Genomic DNA, 14,819 nt, shown 5'->3' on the forward strand with positions numbered 1-14,819 from the left:
TGCGGCCGTGGATGCCCGGGTCAAGCCCGGGCATGACGACTGTGGATGTGGCTCCGCCTCGTTCATCCCACCACTCACTTCGCCGCCCGCACCTCGACGCTACCCGTGCCCGTCCGACCATAGCGCGAAGGATTGTACATGTCCTCGACATAGGCCTGCGGCAGCACGTATTTGCCCGGCGAGACCGCGCGCACGACATAGGCGACGGTGAAGACCGACTTGGAGTCCGAGGCCCGGTCGACGGCCGCGGTAAAGCGGTCGTCGCGGAACTCGGTGTTTTCGGGCTCCTCGCCGTCCTCGATCCAGTCCAGCGTGCCGCTGTCGCCGGACGAGACCAGCTTCGGATTGTCGATCTCCAGGCCAGCCGGCAGATAATCCGACACCATGATGTGGCCGTACTCCGGCTTGGCCTCGGTGATCTTCAGGACCACGGCGAAGCGCTGGTTCTGCTTGACCTTGCTGATGTCGGCCGGCTTGCCGTCGAGCGTGAAGTAATTGCGCTCGATCTTGAAGCCGTTCGACGCCGCCGGCTCCGGCGTGACCGGCGAGCCCGAGACCGAGACCACGGCCTGCACCGGCGCATCGCCGGTGTTGGTGATCTTCAGCGGCTTGCCGCTCATCGCATCCGCCTTGTAGCTGCGATAGAGCGCGGTCTTGACCGGCTGGCCGTCCACTTCCATGGACAGGTTCTCCTTGGCCAGCGCGCGCGCCGCCAGCACCAGCCACGCATTCTCCTGCGTCGAGGTGTAGGGCGTCAGCCCGCGCGCGGTCTCGACCCGCGACACCGCCTGCGTCAGCGTCGCCTTCGGCGCGTTGCCTTCGCTGGCAAGCGACACCAAAGCTGCGGCATCGCGAAGCTGCGAGCCGTAATCGGTGCGTCCGAACTCCAGGACGGGCTTCGGCGCGAGGCTGTCGAGCGCGGCGCCATAGACCCGCTCCGCGCGGTTGCGGTCGCCGACCAGGGCGAGCGCCGCCGCGAGCTGCGACTTCGCGATCGGCGTTGCGAGGTTGGTCAGCTTGGTGTCGGCGAGATAGCGCAGATCGCCGATCGGCGCGGCCCCATTGCGCGCGAGCACGTAGAGGCCGTAGGCGAGCTCGCGCCCACCGTCCTTCTCCGGCTCGTTCGCGTTGACGACGGAGTTGCGGATGCGGTCGAGCGCGCTCTTGAACGGCACGTCCGGCACCACAAAACCCTTCTCGCGGGCGCGGGTCAGGAAGTCCGTGACATAAGCGTCGAGCCAGGCGTCGTCGCCGCCGGCGAACCAGAGGCCGAACGAGCCGTTCGAGCCCTGACGCGCCAGCAGCCGCTCGATCGCGTCGCGGATGCGCTGGTCGACCTCGGTGTCCATGGCCAGATGCGCGCCGGCCGCAAGGTCATTGACATAGAGCAGCGGCATGGCGCGGCTCGTGATCTGCTCCGAGCAGCCGTGGGGGTAGCGGTCGAGCGCCTTGAGGATCGTCGCGGCGTCGAGCGCGGTCGACAGGCTCGCCGAGACCGAGACGCTGCCGGTGCCCGGCACGAGGTCGGAGAACATGTCCGAGGTCAACGTCAGGCTCTCGCCCTTCGCAAGCGTCCGGATCGAACGCCGCGCCAGCACCTGCGTCGCCGCCTTGACGTCGAACGCGTAGTGCCGCGCGAGCGTCAGGCCGTTCGGCCCCTTGATGTCGACGTCGAGCGTCGCCTGCCCGGCCGCGGTGGCGTCGAGCGCGAGCGAGAACGCATTGCGCTGCTTGGCGGCGAGCTTGACGCTGGTCGCTGGACTGCCCGTCATCTTCACCGGACCGCCGGTCTTGACGTTGATGACGTAGTCGCCGGCCTGGCCCTCGACGTTGTCGATCTCCAGGTTGACCGTACCGTGGTCACCGCTGAGCAGGAAGCGCGGCAGGGTCGTGGTCAGCACGACAGGGTCGCGGATCACGACGTCGGTGTTGGCGCGGCCGAGCTTGGTGGCGGTCCACGCCACCGCCATCACGCGGGCGGTGCCGGCGAACTCCGGAATGTCGAAGCTGACTTCCGCGGTGCCGTCGGCGGCGACGGTCACGATGCCGGAATAGAGCGCGAGCGGCTTTTGCGTGGGCGGCGAGCCCTGCAATTCGCCGGCACCGGCATCGCCGCCGGACTTGATCTGGCCGCGCGTGCCGGACATGCCGTCGATCAGCTGCCCGTAGAGATCGCGGATCTCGGCGCTCAGGCGGCGTTGGCCGAGATAGTAATCGTCCGGAGCCGGCGGCTTGTAATTGGTCAGGTTGAGGATGCCGACGTCGACCGCGGCGATCACGATCTTGGCGTCCTCACCCGGATTGAGCCCGTCGAGCTTGACCGGAATCTTCAACGCCGAATTCGGCCGGACCAGCGCCGGCGGCGACAGCTTCACCTGCACGCTGCGGGCCTGCTTGTCGATGCCGAACCATTTCAGCCCGATCGCACGGCCCGGCATGCGCTGAGCCGCGACATCAAGCGGACGGCGCAGCGTCGCCACCACATAGGCGCCGGTGCCCCAGTCCTTGCCGACCGGGAGCTTCACCTGGGCGGTGCCTTCCTTGACGTCGATGGTCTGCGTCGTCAGCAGGCGGTCGCCGACCACGTTGACGGTCAGCTTGCCGGCGCTGCGGACATTGACCGACACCGTCATGGTGTCGCCGGAGGAATACTGGGGCTTGTCGATCGAGGTCTCCAGCAGGTCCGGGGTGTCGGCGCTGCCGTCGGAATACCAGCCGACGTCGAACTGCACCGAGGTCACCGGGCCGTCGGCGTCGCTCGACTTCACGTCGAGCCGGTAGCGGCCGGGCTGTGGGGTAAGGGAAATCCGCGCGGGCTTATCGGCCGCAATGGTCACGTCACCGTCGGCAATGCGCGAGGTCGACTTGACCGGCTCGTACTCCCAGTAATTGTTCTGGCGATACCATTGGTAGCGCGACTCGATCTTCAGGAGCTCGTAGCGCAGGCCGTCGCGGCGCAGCCTCTCACCCTCGGGTGAGACGAACACCACGTCGAACTCGGCCTTGTCGCCCTCGGTGACGTTCTTGTCGCCGAATAGCGGCTTGACGCCGATCTGCGCCGCCCCGGGCGCGACCGGCAGCACGATCTTGCGCTCGACGGCGCGGCCGCCGGTCTCGACCATGCGGACGAAGATCTGCGCCTCCTGCGGCCGGGTCGAGGCTGGCTGCTTGTCCAGCGTCACCGGGAAGGTCGCAACGCCATTGGCGTCGGCCTCGGGCAGGTTCTCGAGCGGCGTGCGCTCGTTCGAATTGGTCTCCTCATCGGCGACGCCGAACTGGTAGCCGGCAAAGCCCGGGCGCTCGGCCGCGGGCGCGATCAGCATGTCGCCTTCGAGCGCAAGCCCCGAGGCCGGCGCGCCATAGAGGAAATGGCCGTCCGCCTTAAGCTCCACTGGAGTGTTAGCCTTGATCAGCTTGTCCTTGGCGGACAAATCGAATTCGATCCTGTCGGGGACGTAATCCTCGACCATGAAGGTGGTCTCGCCGACCGAGGAGCCCTTCGGATCGGTGAAGGCGCGCACCCGCCAGGTCCCGGTCGGCACGGCCGAATTGAGCGGCACGGCCAGCGTCCGGCCGCCGGCGCCCTGGTCGGCCAACGCGGCCCGACGGTATTCGACACCGTCGGGCCGTTCGATCACCAGCGTCATCGGCCCGCCGGTGACGGCATTGCCCTGCCCGTCGCGCAACAGCGCGGTGAGATAGACGGTCTCGCTGGAGCGGTAGACACCGCGCTCGGCATAGACGAAGGCATCGGCGCCAACGGGCGCCGCGCGGCCGGAGACGCCGCGGTCGGACAGGTCGAAGGCGGAGGACTTCAGGCTGAGAAAGGCATAATCGGTCTTCTCGCCGGTGACCGTCAGCATTGCCGGCGACAGGCCACCCTCGCCGCGCGCAAGGCCGGCCTCGAACAGCACATGGCCGCTGTCGTCGGTCTTCCGGGTCGCCAGGATCTCGTTGTTGCGGGCGACCAGCCGTACCTCGGCCTTGCCGACCGGATCGGTCGAGGCCAGCGAGTTGACGAAGACGTGGATGCCGTCATTGCCGGAATAGGCCGACACGCCGAGGTCGGAGACGATGAACCATTGCGTGGCGAGCTGATAATCCTCCGAGCTGGGGCCTTTGGCCGCGGCCGTCATCACGTAGACGCCCGGCTGAAGCTCGCCGAGCGCCTGATCGACCGGGAATGCCGTGGTGACGTCCTGATTCAGCGTCATCGCGGTCGCGAGCTCGCCGGACCAGACCTTGACGCCGCGCTCGTCGCCGAGACCTGAGAGCTCATACTTGGACAGCATCCTCTGAAAGTCGCTGTCGATCACCGTGTTGATCAGGTTGCGGTCACCGATCCGGAATACGCTGATGCTGACCGCGGGCGTGTTGACGCTGACCACGGGAATGCCGCGCTGCCCGGTTCGCGGCAGCACATAGGCCCGGCTGGTGAAGCGCACGAACGGCTTGCGGTCGCGCACATAGATGTTGAACTCGGCCGATTTCGGCAGGCCTTCCTTCACCGTGGACGGCAGGCCGGCGCGCAGATTGACGTTGTAGCGCTCGCCGTGCTTGAGCCCGTCGACGCAGAGCTGCTTGCCCTCCGCCGACAGCGCCGGCTTATCCTGCCCCACCAGCGCCAGGAACGGTGCGAAATCGGTGCGCTTGGCCAACTCCTCCGAGAACTGGAAGCAGGCGCGCGGGCTCGCCGAATCCGAGTCCACGCTATAGTCGAGCAGCCGGAAGCCGTGCTCGTCGCGCATCTTCTCATATTGGCCACGGACGTCGGCGACCTCGCGCATGTCGAGCGACAGCCGCAGCGCATCCAGCGCCGGCCGCCACAGCTTGCGTTCGGCCAGCGACTTGCCGAGCACTGCGAGCGCGTCGGCCTCCTCGCCCGGATTGCCGGCGCGCATGTAGGCGATGTAGGCCGCGGTCGAGGCGCGCTCCAGCAGGAAGGTCTGCTCGCTCGAGCTTTTCGGCGAGATCTGGAAGATGACCTTGGCGAGCCGCAGCCAGTTGCCGGTGTCCTCCGGCGTGGTGGCCGCGATCTGGCCGAGCACCGACAGCCCGCTGCGATAATCGTTGCGCCGGAAAGCGGCGTCGGCGTCCGTCTTCAGCGTCGCGCTGGTCTTGGCGACCGGCCCGGCCTCGCTCTTGATCTGGGCCTCCAGCTTGATCGCGGAATCGGCGAGGTCGTCGCGCTTGAACGCCTTGTCCGCGGCTTGCGCCGCGCAAAGGCCGAGCGCCAGCGTGGCGCAGAGTGTGACGGCGCGAACAAGACCGATCATGATGAACTCCCGGAAATCGCGGACAGCCGCCCGCAGGCAGCATGAGATGCGCGGAAAGGTGACGGACTCAAGGCGATGGAACCAAAGCTGTAAATCGTCGCATACGCCATGATAGGGCAAGCCCAGAGGAGACCGATCGAGATACCGCCGCGCACGCCGTCCTGATGGCGCCGTAATACCCGACCCGTCGTCCGGCGGCCACGTCCCGGAAGCTTGTCAGCGCTACCGGCGATGTGATCCATCGTCCTTTGCGCTGCCGCTCGACCCGGCACCCTGACATGCCACCGTCTCGCTTTGTCGCGGCATTAGGGAAAACGGTTCGGTTCAGGCTTGGCGAAGGACGATATTTTTCCTATTGGCATGCTAGATGAACAGCCAGCCCCCAAACCGGGGCGGCTGAAGACGGTCCCGTAGCTCAACTGGATAGAGTAGCGGATTTCTACTCCGCGGGTTGCAGGTTCGAGTCCTGCCGGGATCGCCAGCGCGCTGACAGATCAACCTCTGTTCACGAACGCGTGGGTAAACATCCTCCGGCCTTTGCACCGGGCCGATCACTCCTATCTATGCGCCGGGCAAGAATGCGCCCGACAGGTTTTCTTGATGCAGCAATCCGAATTAACGAGAATGGCGATCGCATCTGCGGTGGCGATCGCCGCGATGTCGTATCTGGCAGTCGACGCAGGCTTGGTGAACACCAACGTGGTTACGAAGCCGATCAAGGTGGCCCAGGCGTCCATCTTTGGCGCCGGGATGGGCCATCATCACCTGGCCTTCGCCGTTCAGGAGTGGTCGCGTCGCGGCCATGAGAAGCCGCAACTCGAGCATTGCCTGGCGCTCGACTGATCGAGGCGCCCTCCTGGGCTTGTCGGCTGGACACTCATTCTTGGCCGACGCGCGCCGACTGATGGTCCCGCCACCACCGCGCGATGGCCACGGTGAGATCGCCCCACACCTCCGTCGGCAAATCCGAGACCGCCACCCGGACGCTGTATCGGTCCGTGGTCGCGTCGTGAAACCACTCGGTCGCGGCGAAATCGAAGCCGAAGCTGCCGGCATGGCGGATCGGGAAGCTTTCTGCGCGTAGGTCGTTGCTCATGTCCTCGGCGGCCTGCCTTGCGCTCGCCTCGTCGAGGGGATGCCTGGCCCGGAGCGTGACGTAGAGACCGTGGGCGAAATGAAGCTCGGCCGAGAGCTCCGGCATCTTCGCAGCAAAATGACGCGCCATGCTGCGGCCGTTGCGCAGGATCGCCGCAACACGCCGCTGCGTGAGGTCCCAATAGGCCGCGGTGCCGACAAAGGGCGGGAAGTGCGCCGGCAACGCCGCGCCGCCGAGAAGTCGCACCGCGTTGCGCGTTTCGCAGGCTAGATGCGCCCAGGGATGCTCCGTCCGTGGCTCATTGCCGTCCACGAAAACCGCCGAACCGAGGCGGCCATATTCCGCCCCGAGCGAATCGAGCTTGTTATGGCTGCGCACCAGCACCAGCGGAATATCGTATTGCCGGGCCCACCTCCGAACGCGCCGGATCCGGCCCGACCTGCCCGCAAAGCAGGTTGTGTCGCAGATCAGGAGATCGAGACCGGAACCCTCACAACGTAGCACCGCCTCGAAAGCGCCGGCGACGCAGCAGGAATCCAACAGAAGGATCCGCGGCGAATTCGTCCGAGCCAGCGCATCACCCAATGGCAGTTCTAGCGCCACCAGCCGCAAATGAGGGACAAAGCCCCGGACCAGCTCCAGCGTCTCGCCGTACGAGCCCGGCAGCACCAGAATATCGGCCTTCTCGACGATCTGCGCGGAGGCCAGCAGCACGGCGGAGATCGCGGCCATGCCGGACGCGGTGTAGATAGCCGTGCTCGCGCGGCTGCCATCGAGCTCATAGAAGGAAGGACCGCGCACCGTCAGATCGGCCCGCTGGTAATCGTAGCTGAATTCGAAAGGTCCGCTGACGGGATCGGCCGTGTGCGACCAGGCCGTCTCCGTCGCCTTCCACTCGTGCAGCTCGTGCTCCGCCCTCAGCGCCGCCGTGAGCTGGAATTTGGCGCTGATGACCTCGTCGACCGATCGCGGACGCGGCAAATCAAGCCGATGCCTCAGGCAGTCGTTCAACAGCCCGAGTTCCCTGTGCTTGCGTTCCAGATAGGCCTGAATGGTCTCCATGCGCCTCTTGGCGGATCCAATCGGATCTCAACGTGCGGAAACCGCCTTGGGTCCAACGCGCGCCGGTGCAACGAACGTCGATGTTCGCAGTTGAGACCTCAGCAAGGAGGACCACATGGCTGACATCAGAGAGCACATGAAGATCATCGGCAAGGACGGCGCCCATGTCGGTACGGTCGACCGCGTCGAAGGCAACCGGATCAAGCTGACGCGGAAGGATAGCCCGGAAGGCCACAAGGACCATCACCATTACATCGACACCAAATATGTCGGTGCCGTCGAGGGCGATGTCGTCAAGCTTTCGGTGAATGCCGACGCGGTCCCGAAGTCGGAAGCTGCCTAAACCTCAAGCCCCTTCGGGGGCTTTTTGTTTGTTCACGGTCCGACTCCGCTTCGTTCCCGCAACACGAATCGGAACCGGAGAAATCAGCGCGGCGCATTTCTTAATGCCACGTTTCATGCAACCAGCTCGCTCACGCATTCAACGTCACCGACATCCCGCCGCAAGCGGCATGCGTCGATCCGCGCCGCTCTGCGCGCACAGCAGATAATCTGAAGTGGCGCGCGGAACGAGATCACGACCCGCGCGTTGACGGCAGGAAATCAAGTGGTGCCGATCTGCCAGCCCCGATCGGCTTTGAAGGGCCCCGTGCTTGTCCCCCGAGCACGGGGCTTTCTCATGCAGATCGAGCGCCGACCGACCTCGTCCAGTCCTGCCAATTTCGCCGGAAATATCTTCAATCCACCCGCTCGTCGCGCCGCTCGCGCGCGAGTTCATGCCAAGCCAAAGCGAGTTGGATCAGGCGTTGCCGGTCGGCGCCTTCCGATGCCGCGGCCCGCTTCATTGCGGCCTCGGCCTCACGCTGTGGATCGTACCTGGTACACATGCGGCCGACCCTAGCTCGCCATCTGGACCAGCGCATGGCAATTTCGTCCGTATGATTGCGGGGTGACGCCGTCCCCGCGATCCCATTGCATGCGCTGTTTGCGCAGCCATTGAGGCTGGGATTCATTCAGACGATCTGTGAACGGCATCACAGTCTGGGCCCGGCGTCTCGGCTAACTATGTCTCGACGCTTCCAGCAGCGAAGGCATCGATGGTGTTTTCCGTCATGACACAAGACGCAGCAGCCTCAGCCAACGTCCGGACGCGGCGACAAAGGGGCGACCTGCTCGGCATCGCCTATCTCGGGACCATCGGCATCGTGATGCTGGCCTGGATCGCCGGCCTGGTCTGGGGCGCAATGGCGTTCTTCAACTGGCTCGTCGCTTGACGCAACGCGAGCGGGCCCTTGCTAGAACAGGCAGTCCAGCGCCTGCCCAAGCTTGATCCCGCCGCAAACGATCATGGCCCAAAGCGCCAAGCTGATCTGGATTGCATCCAGCATGTCCCATGTCCCCGCGAATCATCCCGACAATTTTCTTTGAGACTTGCGTGAGGCGGCAACGAGCGCCAGCGCCTATTGGATGCAATTGCCGGGCGCGCACGAAAAAGGCGGGCCCCCGGGGCCCGCCTTTATGCCTCGATCCGGTCAGGACAGCTCAATAGCAGGCGCGGGGATCGGCCTGAACATATTGGCCGCTCGGATAGCGGTAGTAGCAATTGCCCTGTGCCCAGTAATAGCCAGGCTGGGAAGCGGCGGCGGCGCCGGTAATGGCGCCGGTTGCGCCGCCGAGGACCGCGCCGGCAGCAGCGCCCGTTGCGTTGCCTGAGATCAGCCCGCCCAGCAGGCCGCCGACGATGGCGCCGCCAAGCGCGCTCGCGCCGGGATCAGCCGGTGCCGGAGGCGGCGGTGGCGGGGCATAGGCGACCGGAGGCGGCGCCGGAGCATAGGCTACCGGCACGTCGTCGTAGTACTCCTCGGAAATGTAGGCGGGCGGGCCGGCCATGCGCTGCGGATAATAATACCGGACGCCGCCAACGTCCCACCACCAGCCGGAGCGGCCGTTGTGAACCTCGTGGCGCCAGCGTCCGCCCTCCCAGGCGCGGTGGCCGCGATAAGCATGTCCGCCCCAGTCACGCGCCGGAGCCGGCCCGCGGTCGACATGGCGTCCCGGCGGCGGGCCGCCGGCCGCGCGCGGTCCCGGGATCGCATGGGGCTGACCGCCGGACTGCGGCGCGGGCCGCGCCTGCTGCGGCGGGCCCTTGCGCGCGTCCGACTTGTTCGGAGGCGGCGCCCCGGCGGCGGGGCCGGCCGGAGGCTGGCCGGCGTCCCTCGATGGCCTGGCGTCCTGGGCCTGCGCAGGCAGCGCCAGCAACGACATGGCCGAAACCAAGGGAATGATGATCTTCATGCGGCTGGACGCACTCATGCGTGCTTGACCCCCTGCTCTTTCGCTTGCTCTCGCAAATGCCGTGGTGCCTGGCGCGATCGACGATTCGGTCCGCGCCGGGCTTGATGCCGGCTGATATAGCTGACCTGCTTTGGTCGGCGAAGTCCCGTTACAAATCATTAAGATGACGGCAATTTTTCGGCCCCAGCGGGCTTGCGAAGGTCCCGCTGGCAGGCTTCTAGCGGGCCGGCTCGATCACGTTGCAATTGCTCCGCCCGGACATCAGGCAGTCCTGCATCTTGCTGGCCGCGGTGAGGTCCCGGGCGAGCCACCAGCCGATCGCGAGGATAGCGATCGCAATGATCAGGCCGGCGATCGCGCCGCGGCGGTTGTCGCCGGATGGAGGTTTCGGTCTGGATTTCGGCTTCTCACCCGGATCGGGCTTGGAGGTGGACATGGAGGTGGACATGGCTACCTGGTCGCGTGGGCAGGCCGGCTTATCACCTCTGCGACGTCCCGTCACATCGTGGTGGGCCGCTTGCGCGGCTCCAGGGGCTCAGCCCCGGGTCGCGCTGGCCGCCTCCTTGCGCAAGGTTTCGACCGCCGGGATCACCCGCGGTGCACAAGTCGTGAGCACGAAGGCGGTCTGCGTGCATTCCCAGTCGGTGCCCAGAACGGCGCTCTCGATGGGCTGCGGCCGCGCGAGCAGCAGCACGGCACCGGCCAAGGCTGCCATGGCGAACGCAATTGAGAGCGTCTTCAGGGTTAATCTCGAGATCGGCATACCCGTGCTCCGTATCGTGGCGGACGCTAGGCGTCGCCCTCGTGATCCCTTATGAGGGACATCACAATTCGGCAGTTTTTCGGGGCTACGAGGGATCGTCGGTGGATGGCGATTTTCGTCGACCTGATCGGCTGCGATTATGGGTGGCTTCGCGACGCGCAGCGATGTACACGCTTCTGTGTCGCGCGGCGCCTGCTATGCCCAGCCGACGTACCAACAGGCAGTGATGTAGGATCGAAAGCGAGGAAGACAAGGCTCGTCGATGAGTGGATTCAGGGAACCCGGCTTCACAGACCGGCAAAAGGCGGCGCAGGAAGCCCGCAAAAATCTTTTGAACAAATTCAAATCCCAACCGGGGCCTGATGATCCCGCGGTGGCGGCGAAGCGTGCCGAGCGTGAAGCACTCGCGGCCAAGCGCGCCGAGGCGAAGGCTGCGCGCGAGGCCGAAAAGGCCGAGAAGAAGCGTCTGGAGGAAGAGGCCAAGGCCGCCGAAGCTGCGCGGCTCGCGCGCGAGGCCCAGGAAGCTGCCGAAAAGGCCGCGGCTCTCGAAGCCGAGCAGAAGGCCAAGCGCGACGCGCGTTACGCCGCCCGCAAGGCCAAGCGCAAGTAGTTTGGCGTTAGTAACCAAGCGCGAGTCATCTGACGCGTGACCTTTGCAGGTCACGTTCAAATCAAATTGAAGCAAGACATGATTTGGGGCGGCCAGCCGACCGCCCCAAACGTTCGAGCGCGCGTTTGCTTGTGCCAAACGCCTCGATTGCGAACGGGCGAAGATCAGTTCTTCTTCATCATCCCGTCGTCTTTCTTCATGCCGTCCTTCGACATGTGATCCTTCTTCATGCCGTCGTCCTTGGACATGGTGTCCTTTTTCATCATGCCGTCCTTGGACATCGTGTCCTTCTTCATCATGCCGTCATCCTTGCCCATCTTGTCCTGGGCAAAAGCGGCCGGCGACAGCGCAAGGCCGAGCGAGAGAGCGGCAGCCGAGACGCCGAGCGCGATGCGGGTGCGAATGGTCATGGATCATCTTCCCTTCGAGGTCATGTTTGTCAGCGACATACGCCGCTATTCAAGCTCGACGGATGGAAGGCCTGCGTTGTTACGCGGCCGCCGATAAATTTCAGCGACCTCGCCTACGATCCATCGTTTCAGAGCAACCGGACGTGTGCAGCGCAGCACAGCCGGCACTTGCGGCGGCGTTCCATCTCGAACTATCAGTTGAGAGGATATCGGGTGAAAGACCGGCTAGGATGGGCCTACGCACCGGTCACACGTGACCTGCCAATCACGCCAGCCAGAAACCTTCAGACAAGAATCATTCAAAGAAGCGTTCCAGGGGATCACACCATGCTCACGCGCCGCCATCTGATTGCGACCGCCGTCGCCGCACCCGCCATCCTCCGCTTCGGCACCGGCACCGCCCAGGCCGCGACCACGCTGAAGATCTCGCACCAATTCCCGGGCGGCACCATCGACAAGGGCGACTTCCGCGACCGGCTCTGCCGCATGTTCGCCGCCGAAGTGGCCAAGCGCAGCAATGGCGACATCGCGGCCGAGATCTATCCGAATTCCTCGCTGATCAAGACCAACGCGCAATTCTCGGCGATGCGCAAGGGCGCGCTCGACATCAGCCTGTACCCGATGCCCTATGCCGGCGGCGAAGTCCCTGAAACCAATATCGGCCTGATGCCGGGCCTCGTGACCACCTACGACCAGGGCCTGCGCTGGAAGAAGGAGCCTGTCGGCAAGGCGCTGACGGACTTCCTCGCCGACAAGGGCATCATCCTGCTCACCTGGGTCTGGCAGGCCGGCGGCGTCGCCAGCCGCTCCAAGCCGATCGTCGCGCCGGAAGATGCCAAGGGCATGAAGGTGCGCGGCGGCTCGCGCGAGATGGACATGGTGCTGCAGACCGCAGGGGCCTCGGTGCTGTCGGTCCCCTCCAACGAAATCTACGCGGCGATGCAGACCGGCGCCTGCGATGCCGGTATCACCTCCTCGACCAGCCTTATCTCCTTCCGCCTCGAAGAAGTGGCGAAATCCCTGACATCGGGCGCTGGCGCCTCCTACTGGTTCATGCTCGAGCCTTTGATGATGTCGAAGGCGATCTTCGACAAGCTGCCCAAGAACCATCAGGACATCCTGCTCGCCGTCGGAACCGAACTCGAAGCGTTCGGACGCAAGGGGGCGCAGGATGACGACATCGAGGTCGCCAAGGTCTACGAGAAGGCGGGCGCCAAGGTCTCGGCGCTCGATGCCGCCACGGTCGGCAAGTGGCGCGACATCGCCCGCGACACCGCGTGGAAGGACTACAGCGCCAAGACCGCGACCTGTGCAAACCTGCTCAAGCTTGCCAACGACGTCGCTGCATGAGCCACGGTCCGCTTCCGGATCGTGACGACACGGCCAACGCTGTCGCAAGGACGGGCCTTGCGGCAGCGGTCGATCGCGGTCTTGCCATCCTCAATACCGTCATCGTGGTGTTCGCGGCGATCGCGCTGGTCGCCGCTTGCGCGATCCTGAGCTACAGCGTGCTCAGCCGGGCGCTGTACAAGGCCGCCAATTATTGGCAGGACGAGGCCGCGGTGTTCCTCTTGGTCGGCGCGACCTTCATGACCGCCGCCTATGTACAGCAGCACCGCGGCCACATCGGTATCGAGGCCTTCGTCGGCCTGCTTTCGCCGTTCGCCAACAAAGTCCGGCTCTGGCTGGTCGACGCCGCCACGTTCCTGTTCTGCGCCTTCTTCACCTGGAAGTCCTGGACGCTGGCCCATGAGGCCTATGTCGACGGCCAGGTCTCGAACTCGATGTGGTCGCCGCCGCTCGCCATTCCCTACACGCTGATGGCGCTCGGCATGAGCCTGCTCTGCATCCAGATCCTCGTGCAGCTTGCGCTGCCCTTCACCGGAGCCAAGCGTTCATGAGCGTGTTCGGTATCGGCGTGGCCTACGGCGTTGCGACGCTGCTGGTGATGTTCTCGGGAATGCCGATCGCGTTCGCGCTCGGCGCGGTCGCAGTCGTGTTCATGGGCATTTACATGCCCTCGGCCTCTCTCGATACGGTGACGCAGAACGTCTACGAGGAAATGGCCTCGATCACGCTCCTGTCGATCCCGCTCTTCATCCTGAAGGGCGCCGCGATCGGCAAGTCGCGCGCCGGCCAGGATCTCTATTCGGCTTTGCATGCCTGGCTGCACCGCGTGCCCGGCGGTCTCGGCGTCGCCAACGTGTTCGCCTGCGCGTTGTTCGCGGCGATGGCGGGCTCCTCGCCCGCGACCTGCTCAGCGATCGGCTCGGCCGGCATTCCCGAGATGCGCAAGCGCGGCTATTCCGGCGGCTTCGCGGCCGGGATCATCGCTGCAGGCGGCACGCTCGGCATCCTGCTGCCGCCCTCGATCACCATGATCCTGTTCGCGGTCGCGGCTGAAAAGTCGCTCGGACGGCTGTTTCTCGCCGGCATCGGGCCGGGGTTGCTGCTGGTCTTGCTGTTCGGCCTCTATGCCGTGTTCCGTTTCCGTCAGGAATATGCGGCGGCCGAAGCAATCTACAAGAACGGCGGCCCGGAAGCTCCGATCCTCGCCCGCGACGAATACACGCTGGCCGAACGCTTCAGCGTGCTGCCGCGCGTGATCCCCTTCGTGCTGCTGCTCACCGGCGTCATGATCGCGCTCTATGGCGGCTACGCCACGCCGTCGGAAACCGCAGGCCTCGGCGGCCTGCTTGCGCTGGCGCTGATCGCGGCGATCTACAGCGTGTGGCGGCCGAGCGATCTCGCCCCGATCATGAGATCGACGATCCGGGAATCGACGATGCTGATGATGATCATCGGCATGTCGCTGCTCTATTCCTACGTGATGAGCTATCTGCACATCTCGCAGTCGGTCGCCGAATCCATCGTCGCGATGCACCTGCCGCGCTGGGAGCTGCTGTTCGCGATCCTGGTCATGGTCGTCGTGCTCGGCTTCTTCCTGCCGCCGGTCTCCATCATCCTGATGACCGCGCCGATCATCCTGCCGCCGCTCCGCGCCGCAAACTTCGACATCATCTGGTTTGGCGTGGTCATGACCATCGTGATGGAGATGGGGCTGATCCATCCGCCGGTCGGCCTCAACATCTTCGTCATCCGCAACGTCGCGCCGGACATTCCGCTACGCGAGGTGATCTGGGGCACCCTGCCCTTCGTGCTGCTGATGATGCTCGCAGTGCTGTTGCTGTGCCTCGTGCCGGAGATCTCGACCGGCCTGCCGGATCTGGTGATGGGACCGGACGGAAGCAGGTGACGCAATCGCAACTGCCGTAGGGTGGGTTAGCTGTGCGGATGCGCGAAGCGC

The 14,819-nt window shown here is 65.2% G+C and carries 13 protein-coding genes and 1 tRNA gene; 8 read left to right on the plus strand and 6 right to left on the minus strand.

The window, feature by feature from the left end; translation table 11 throughout:
- Positions 1 to 74 precede the first annotated feature (74 nt).
- The gene (locus K410_RS0120095) at positions 75 to 5,276 is read right to left on the minus strand and encodes an alpha-2-macroglobulin family protein (RefSeq protein WP_028136544.1); all 5,202 of its coding nucleotides are present in this window, start codon (positions 5,274 to 5,276) and stop codon (positions 75 to 77) included.
- Between the two features lie 404 nt (positions 5,277 to 5,680).
- On the opposite strand from K410_RS0120095, the gene K410_RS0120100 reads away from it, so the two are divergent.
- Positions 5,681 to 5,757: transfer RNA gene (locus K410_RS0120100), tRNA-Arg, on the plus strand.
- Positions 5,758 to 5,900: 143 nt separating this feature from the next.
- Positions 5,901 to 6,119 carry a hypothetical protein gene (locus tag K410_RS0120105; protein WP_245269415.1) on the plus strand — a complete coding sequence of 73 codons (219 nt, stop codon included), beginning with the start codon at positions 5,901 to 5,903 and terminating at the stop codon, positions 6,117 to 6,119.
- Positions 6,120 to 6,153: 34 nt separating this feature from the next.
- Here K410_RS0120105 and K410_RS0120110 read toward each other — a convergent pair whose 3' ends face one another.
- Positions 6,154 to 7,434 (minus strand): hypothetical protein, encoded by a 1,281-nt coding sequence (locus K410_RS0120110; RefSeq protein WP_028136546.1) that lies wholly within the window; start codon positions 7,432 to 7,434, stop codon positions 6,154 to 6,156.
- 115 nt (positions 7,435 to 7,549) lie between these two features.
- Here K410_RS0120110 and K410_RS0120115 point away from each other — a divergent pair, with 115 nt between their 5' ends.
- A complete protein-coding gene (locus tag K410_RS0120115) occupies positions 7,550 to 7,777 on the plus strand; it encodes a DUF2171 domain-containing protein (RefSeq protein ID WP_028136547.1) in 228 nt (75 codons plus the stop codon).
- A 769-nt stretch (positions 7,778 to 8,546) separates the two neighbouring features.
- Complete coding sequence (locus tag K410_RS40435; RefSeq protein ID WP_028136548.1) at positions 8,547 to 8,708, plus strand: hypothetical protein; 162 nt, start codon at positions 8,547 to 8,549, stop codon at positions 8,706 to 8,708.
- A 268-nt stretch (positions 8,709 to 8,976) separates the two neighbouring features.
- On the opposite strand, the gene K410_RS0120135 is transcribed toward K410_RS40435, so the two are convergent.
- The 3 genes from K410_RS0120135 to K410_RS0120145 form a co-directional block, all read right to left on the minus strand.
- A complete protein-coding gene (locus K410_RS0120135) occupies positions 8,977 to 9,747 on the minus strand; it encodes a hypothetical protein (RefSeq protein WP_028136549.1) in 771 nt (256 codons plus the stop codon).
- A 199-nt stretch (positions 9,748 to 9,946) separates the two neighbouring features.
- Positions 9,947 to 10,177 carry a hypothetical protein gene (locus K410_RS0120140; protein ID WP_028136550.1) on the minus strand — a complete coding sequence of 77 codons (231 nt, stop codon included), beginning with the start codon at positions 10,175 to 10,177 and terminating at the stop codon, positions 9,947 to 9,949.
- A gap of 87 nt (positions 10,178 to 10,264) precedes the next feature.
- The gene (locus tag K410_RS0120145) at positions 10,265 to 10,492 is read right to left on the minus strand and encodes a hypothetical protein (RefSeq protein ID WP_028136551.1); all 228 of its coding nucleotides are present in this window, start codon (positions 10,490 to 10,492) and stop codon (positions 10,265 to 10,267) included.
- A 262-nt stretch (positions 10,493 to 10,754) separates the two neighbouring features.
- On the opposite strand from K410_RS0120145, the gene K410_RS0120150 reads away from it, so the two are divergent.
- Positions 10,755 to 11,102, plus strand: a complete 348-nt coding sequence (locus K410_RS0120150; RefSeq protein ID WP_028136552.1) for a DUF6481 family protein — start codon at positions 10,755 to 10,757, stop codon at positions 11,100 to 11,102.
- Between the two features lie 164 nt (positions 11,103 to 11,266).
- On the opposite strand, the gene K410_RS0120155 is transcribed toward K410_RS0120150, so the two are convergent.
- The gene (locus K410_RS0120155; RefSeq protein WP_028136553.1) at positions 11,267 to 11,512 is read right to left on the minus strand and encodes a pentapeptide MXKDX repeat protein; all 246 of its coding nucleotides are present in this window, start codon (positions 11,510 to 11,512) and stop codon (positions 11,267 to 11,269) included.
- Between the two features lie 327 nt (positions 11,513 to 11,839).
- Between K410_RS0120155 and K410_RS0120160 the strand changes: the two genes are divergently transcribed.
- Genes K410_RS0120160 through K410_RS0120170 form a run of 3 tightly spaced genes read left to right on the plus strand, consistent with a single transcriptional unit; the run spans position 11,840 to position 14,768 of the window.
- Positions 11,840 to 12,862 (plus strand): TRAP transporter substrate-binding protein, encoded by a 1,023-nt coding sequence (locus K410_RS0120160; RefSeq protein ID WP_028136554.1) that lies wholly within the window; start codon positions 11,840 to 11,842, stop codon positions 12,860 to 12,862.
- Positions 12,859 to 13,413, plus strand: a complete 555-nt coding sequence (locus K410_RS0120165) for a TRAP transporter small permease (protein ID WP_028136555.1) — start codon at positions 12,859 to 12,861, stop codon at positions 13,411 to 13,413. Before K410_RS0120160 ends, K410_RS0120165 begins: the two co-directional genes overlap by 4 nt.
- The gene (locus K410_RS0120170; RefSeq protein WP_028136556.1) at positions 13,410 to 14,768 is read left to right on the plus strand and encodes a TRAP transporter large permease; all 1,359 of its coding nucleotides are present in this window, start codon (positions 13,410 to 13,412) and stop codon (positions 14,766 to 14,768) included. The genes K410_RS0120165 and K410_RS0120170 overlap by 4 nt, the downstream gene beginning before the upstream one ends.
- The last annotated feature ends 51 nt before the right edge of the window (positions 14,769 to 14,819 follow it).

The organism is Bradyrhizobium sp. 22, assembly GCF_000482425.1.
GTDB lineage: Bacteria > Pseudomonadota > Alphaproteobacteria > Rhizobiales > Xanthobacteraceae > Bradyrhizobium > Bradyrhizobium japonicum_B.

What these genes read in the sequence shown, in the direction of transcription:
- K410_RS40435 (WP_028136548.1), top strand. Translation starts at nt 8,547, where the DNA reads ATGACACAAGACGCAGCAGCCTCAGCCAACGTCCGGACGCGGCGACAA.
- K410_RS0120145 (WP_028136551.1), bottom strand. Translation starts at nt 10,492, where the DNA reads ATGCCGATCTCGAGATTAACCCTGAAGACGCTCTCAATTGCGTTCGCC.
- K410_RS0120170 (WP_028136556.1), top strand. Translation starts at nt 13,410, where the DNA reads ATGAGCGTGTTCGGTATCGGCGTGGCCTACGGCGTTGCGACGCTGCTG.
- K410_RS0120135 (WP_028136549.1), bottom strand. Translation starts at nt 9,747, where the DNA reads ATGAGTGCGTCCAGCCGCATGAAGATCATCATTCCCTTGGTTTCGGCC.
- K410_RS0120115 (WP_028136547.1), top strand. Translation starts at nt 7,550, where the DNA reads ATGGCTGACATCAGAGAGCACATGAAGATCATCGGCAAGGACGGCGCC.
- K410_RS0120150 (WP_028136552.1), top strand. Translation starts at nt 10,755, where the DNA reads ATGAGTGGATTCAGGGAACCCGGCTTCACAGACCGGCAAAAGGCGGCG.
- K410_RS0120165 (WP_028136555.1), top strand. Translation starts at nt 12,859, where the DNA reads ATGAGCCACGGTCCGCTTCCGGATCGTGACGACACGGCCAACGCTGTC.
- K410_RS0120160 (WP_028136554.1), top strand. Translation starts at nt 11,840, where the DNA reads ATGCTCACGCGCCGCCATCTGATTGCGACCGCCGTCGCCGCACCCGCC.
- K410_RS0120155 (WP_028136553.1), bottom strand. Translation starts at nt 11,512, where the DNA reads ATGACCATTCGCACCCGCATCGCGCTCGGCGTCTCGGCTGCCGCTCTC.
- K410_RS0120140 (WP_028136550.1), bottom strand. Translation starts at nt 10,177, where the DNA reads ATGTCCACCTCCATGTCCACCTCCAAGCCCGATCCGGGTGAGAAGCCG.
- K410_RS0120110 (WP_028136546.1), bottom strand. Translation starts at nt 7,434, where the DNA reads ATGGAGACCATTCAGGCCTATCTGGAACGCAAGCACAGGGAACTCGGG.
- K410_RS0120095 (WP_028136544.1), bottom strand. Translation starts at nt 5,276, where the DNA reads ATGATCGGTCTTGTTCGCGCCGTCACACTCTGCGCCACGCTGGCGCTC.
- K410_RS0120105 (WP_245269415.1), top strand. Translation starts at nt 5,901, where the DNA reads ATGGCGATCGCATCTGCGGTGGCGATCGCCGCGATGTCGTATCTGGCA.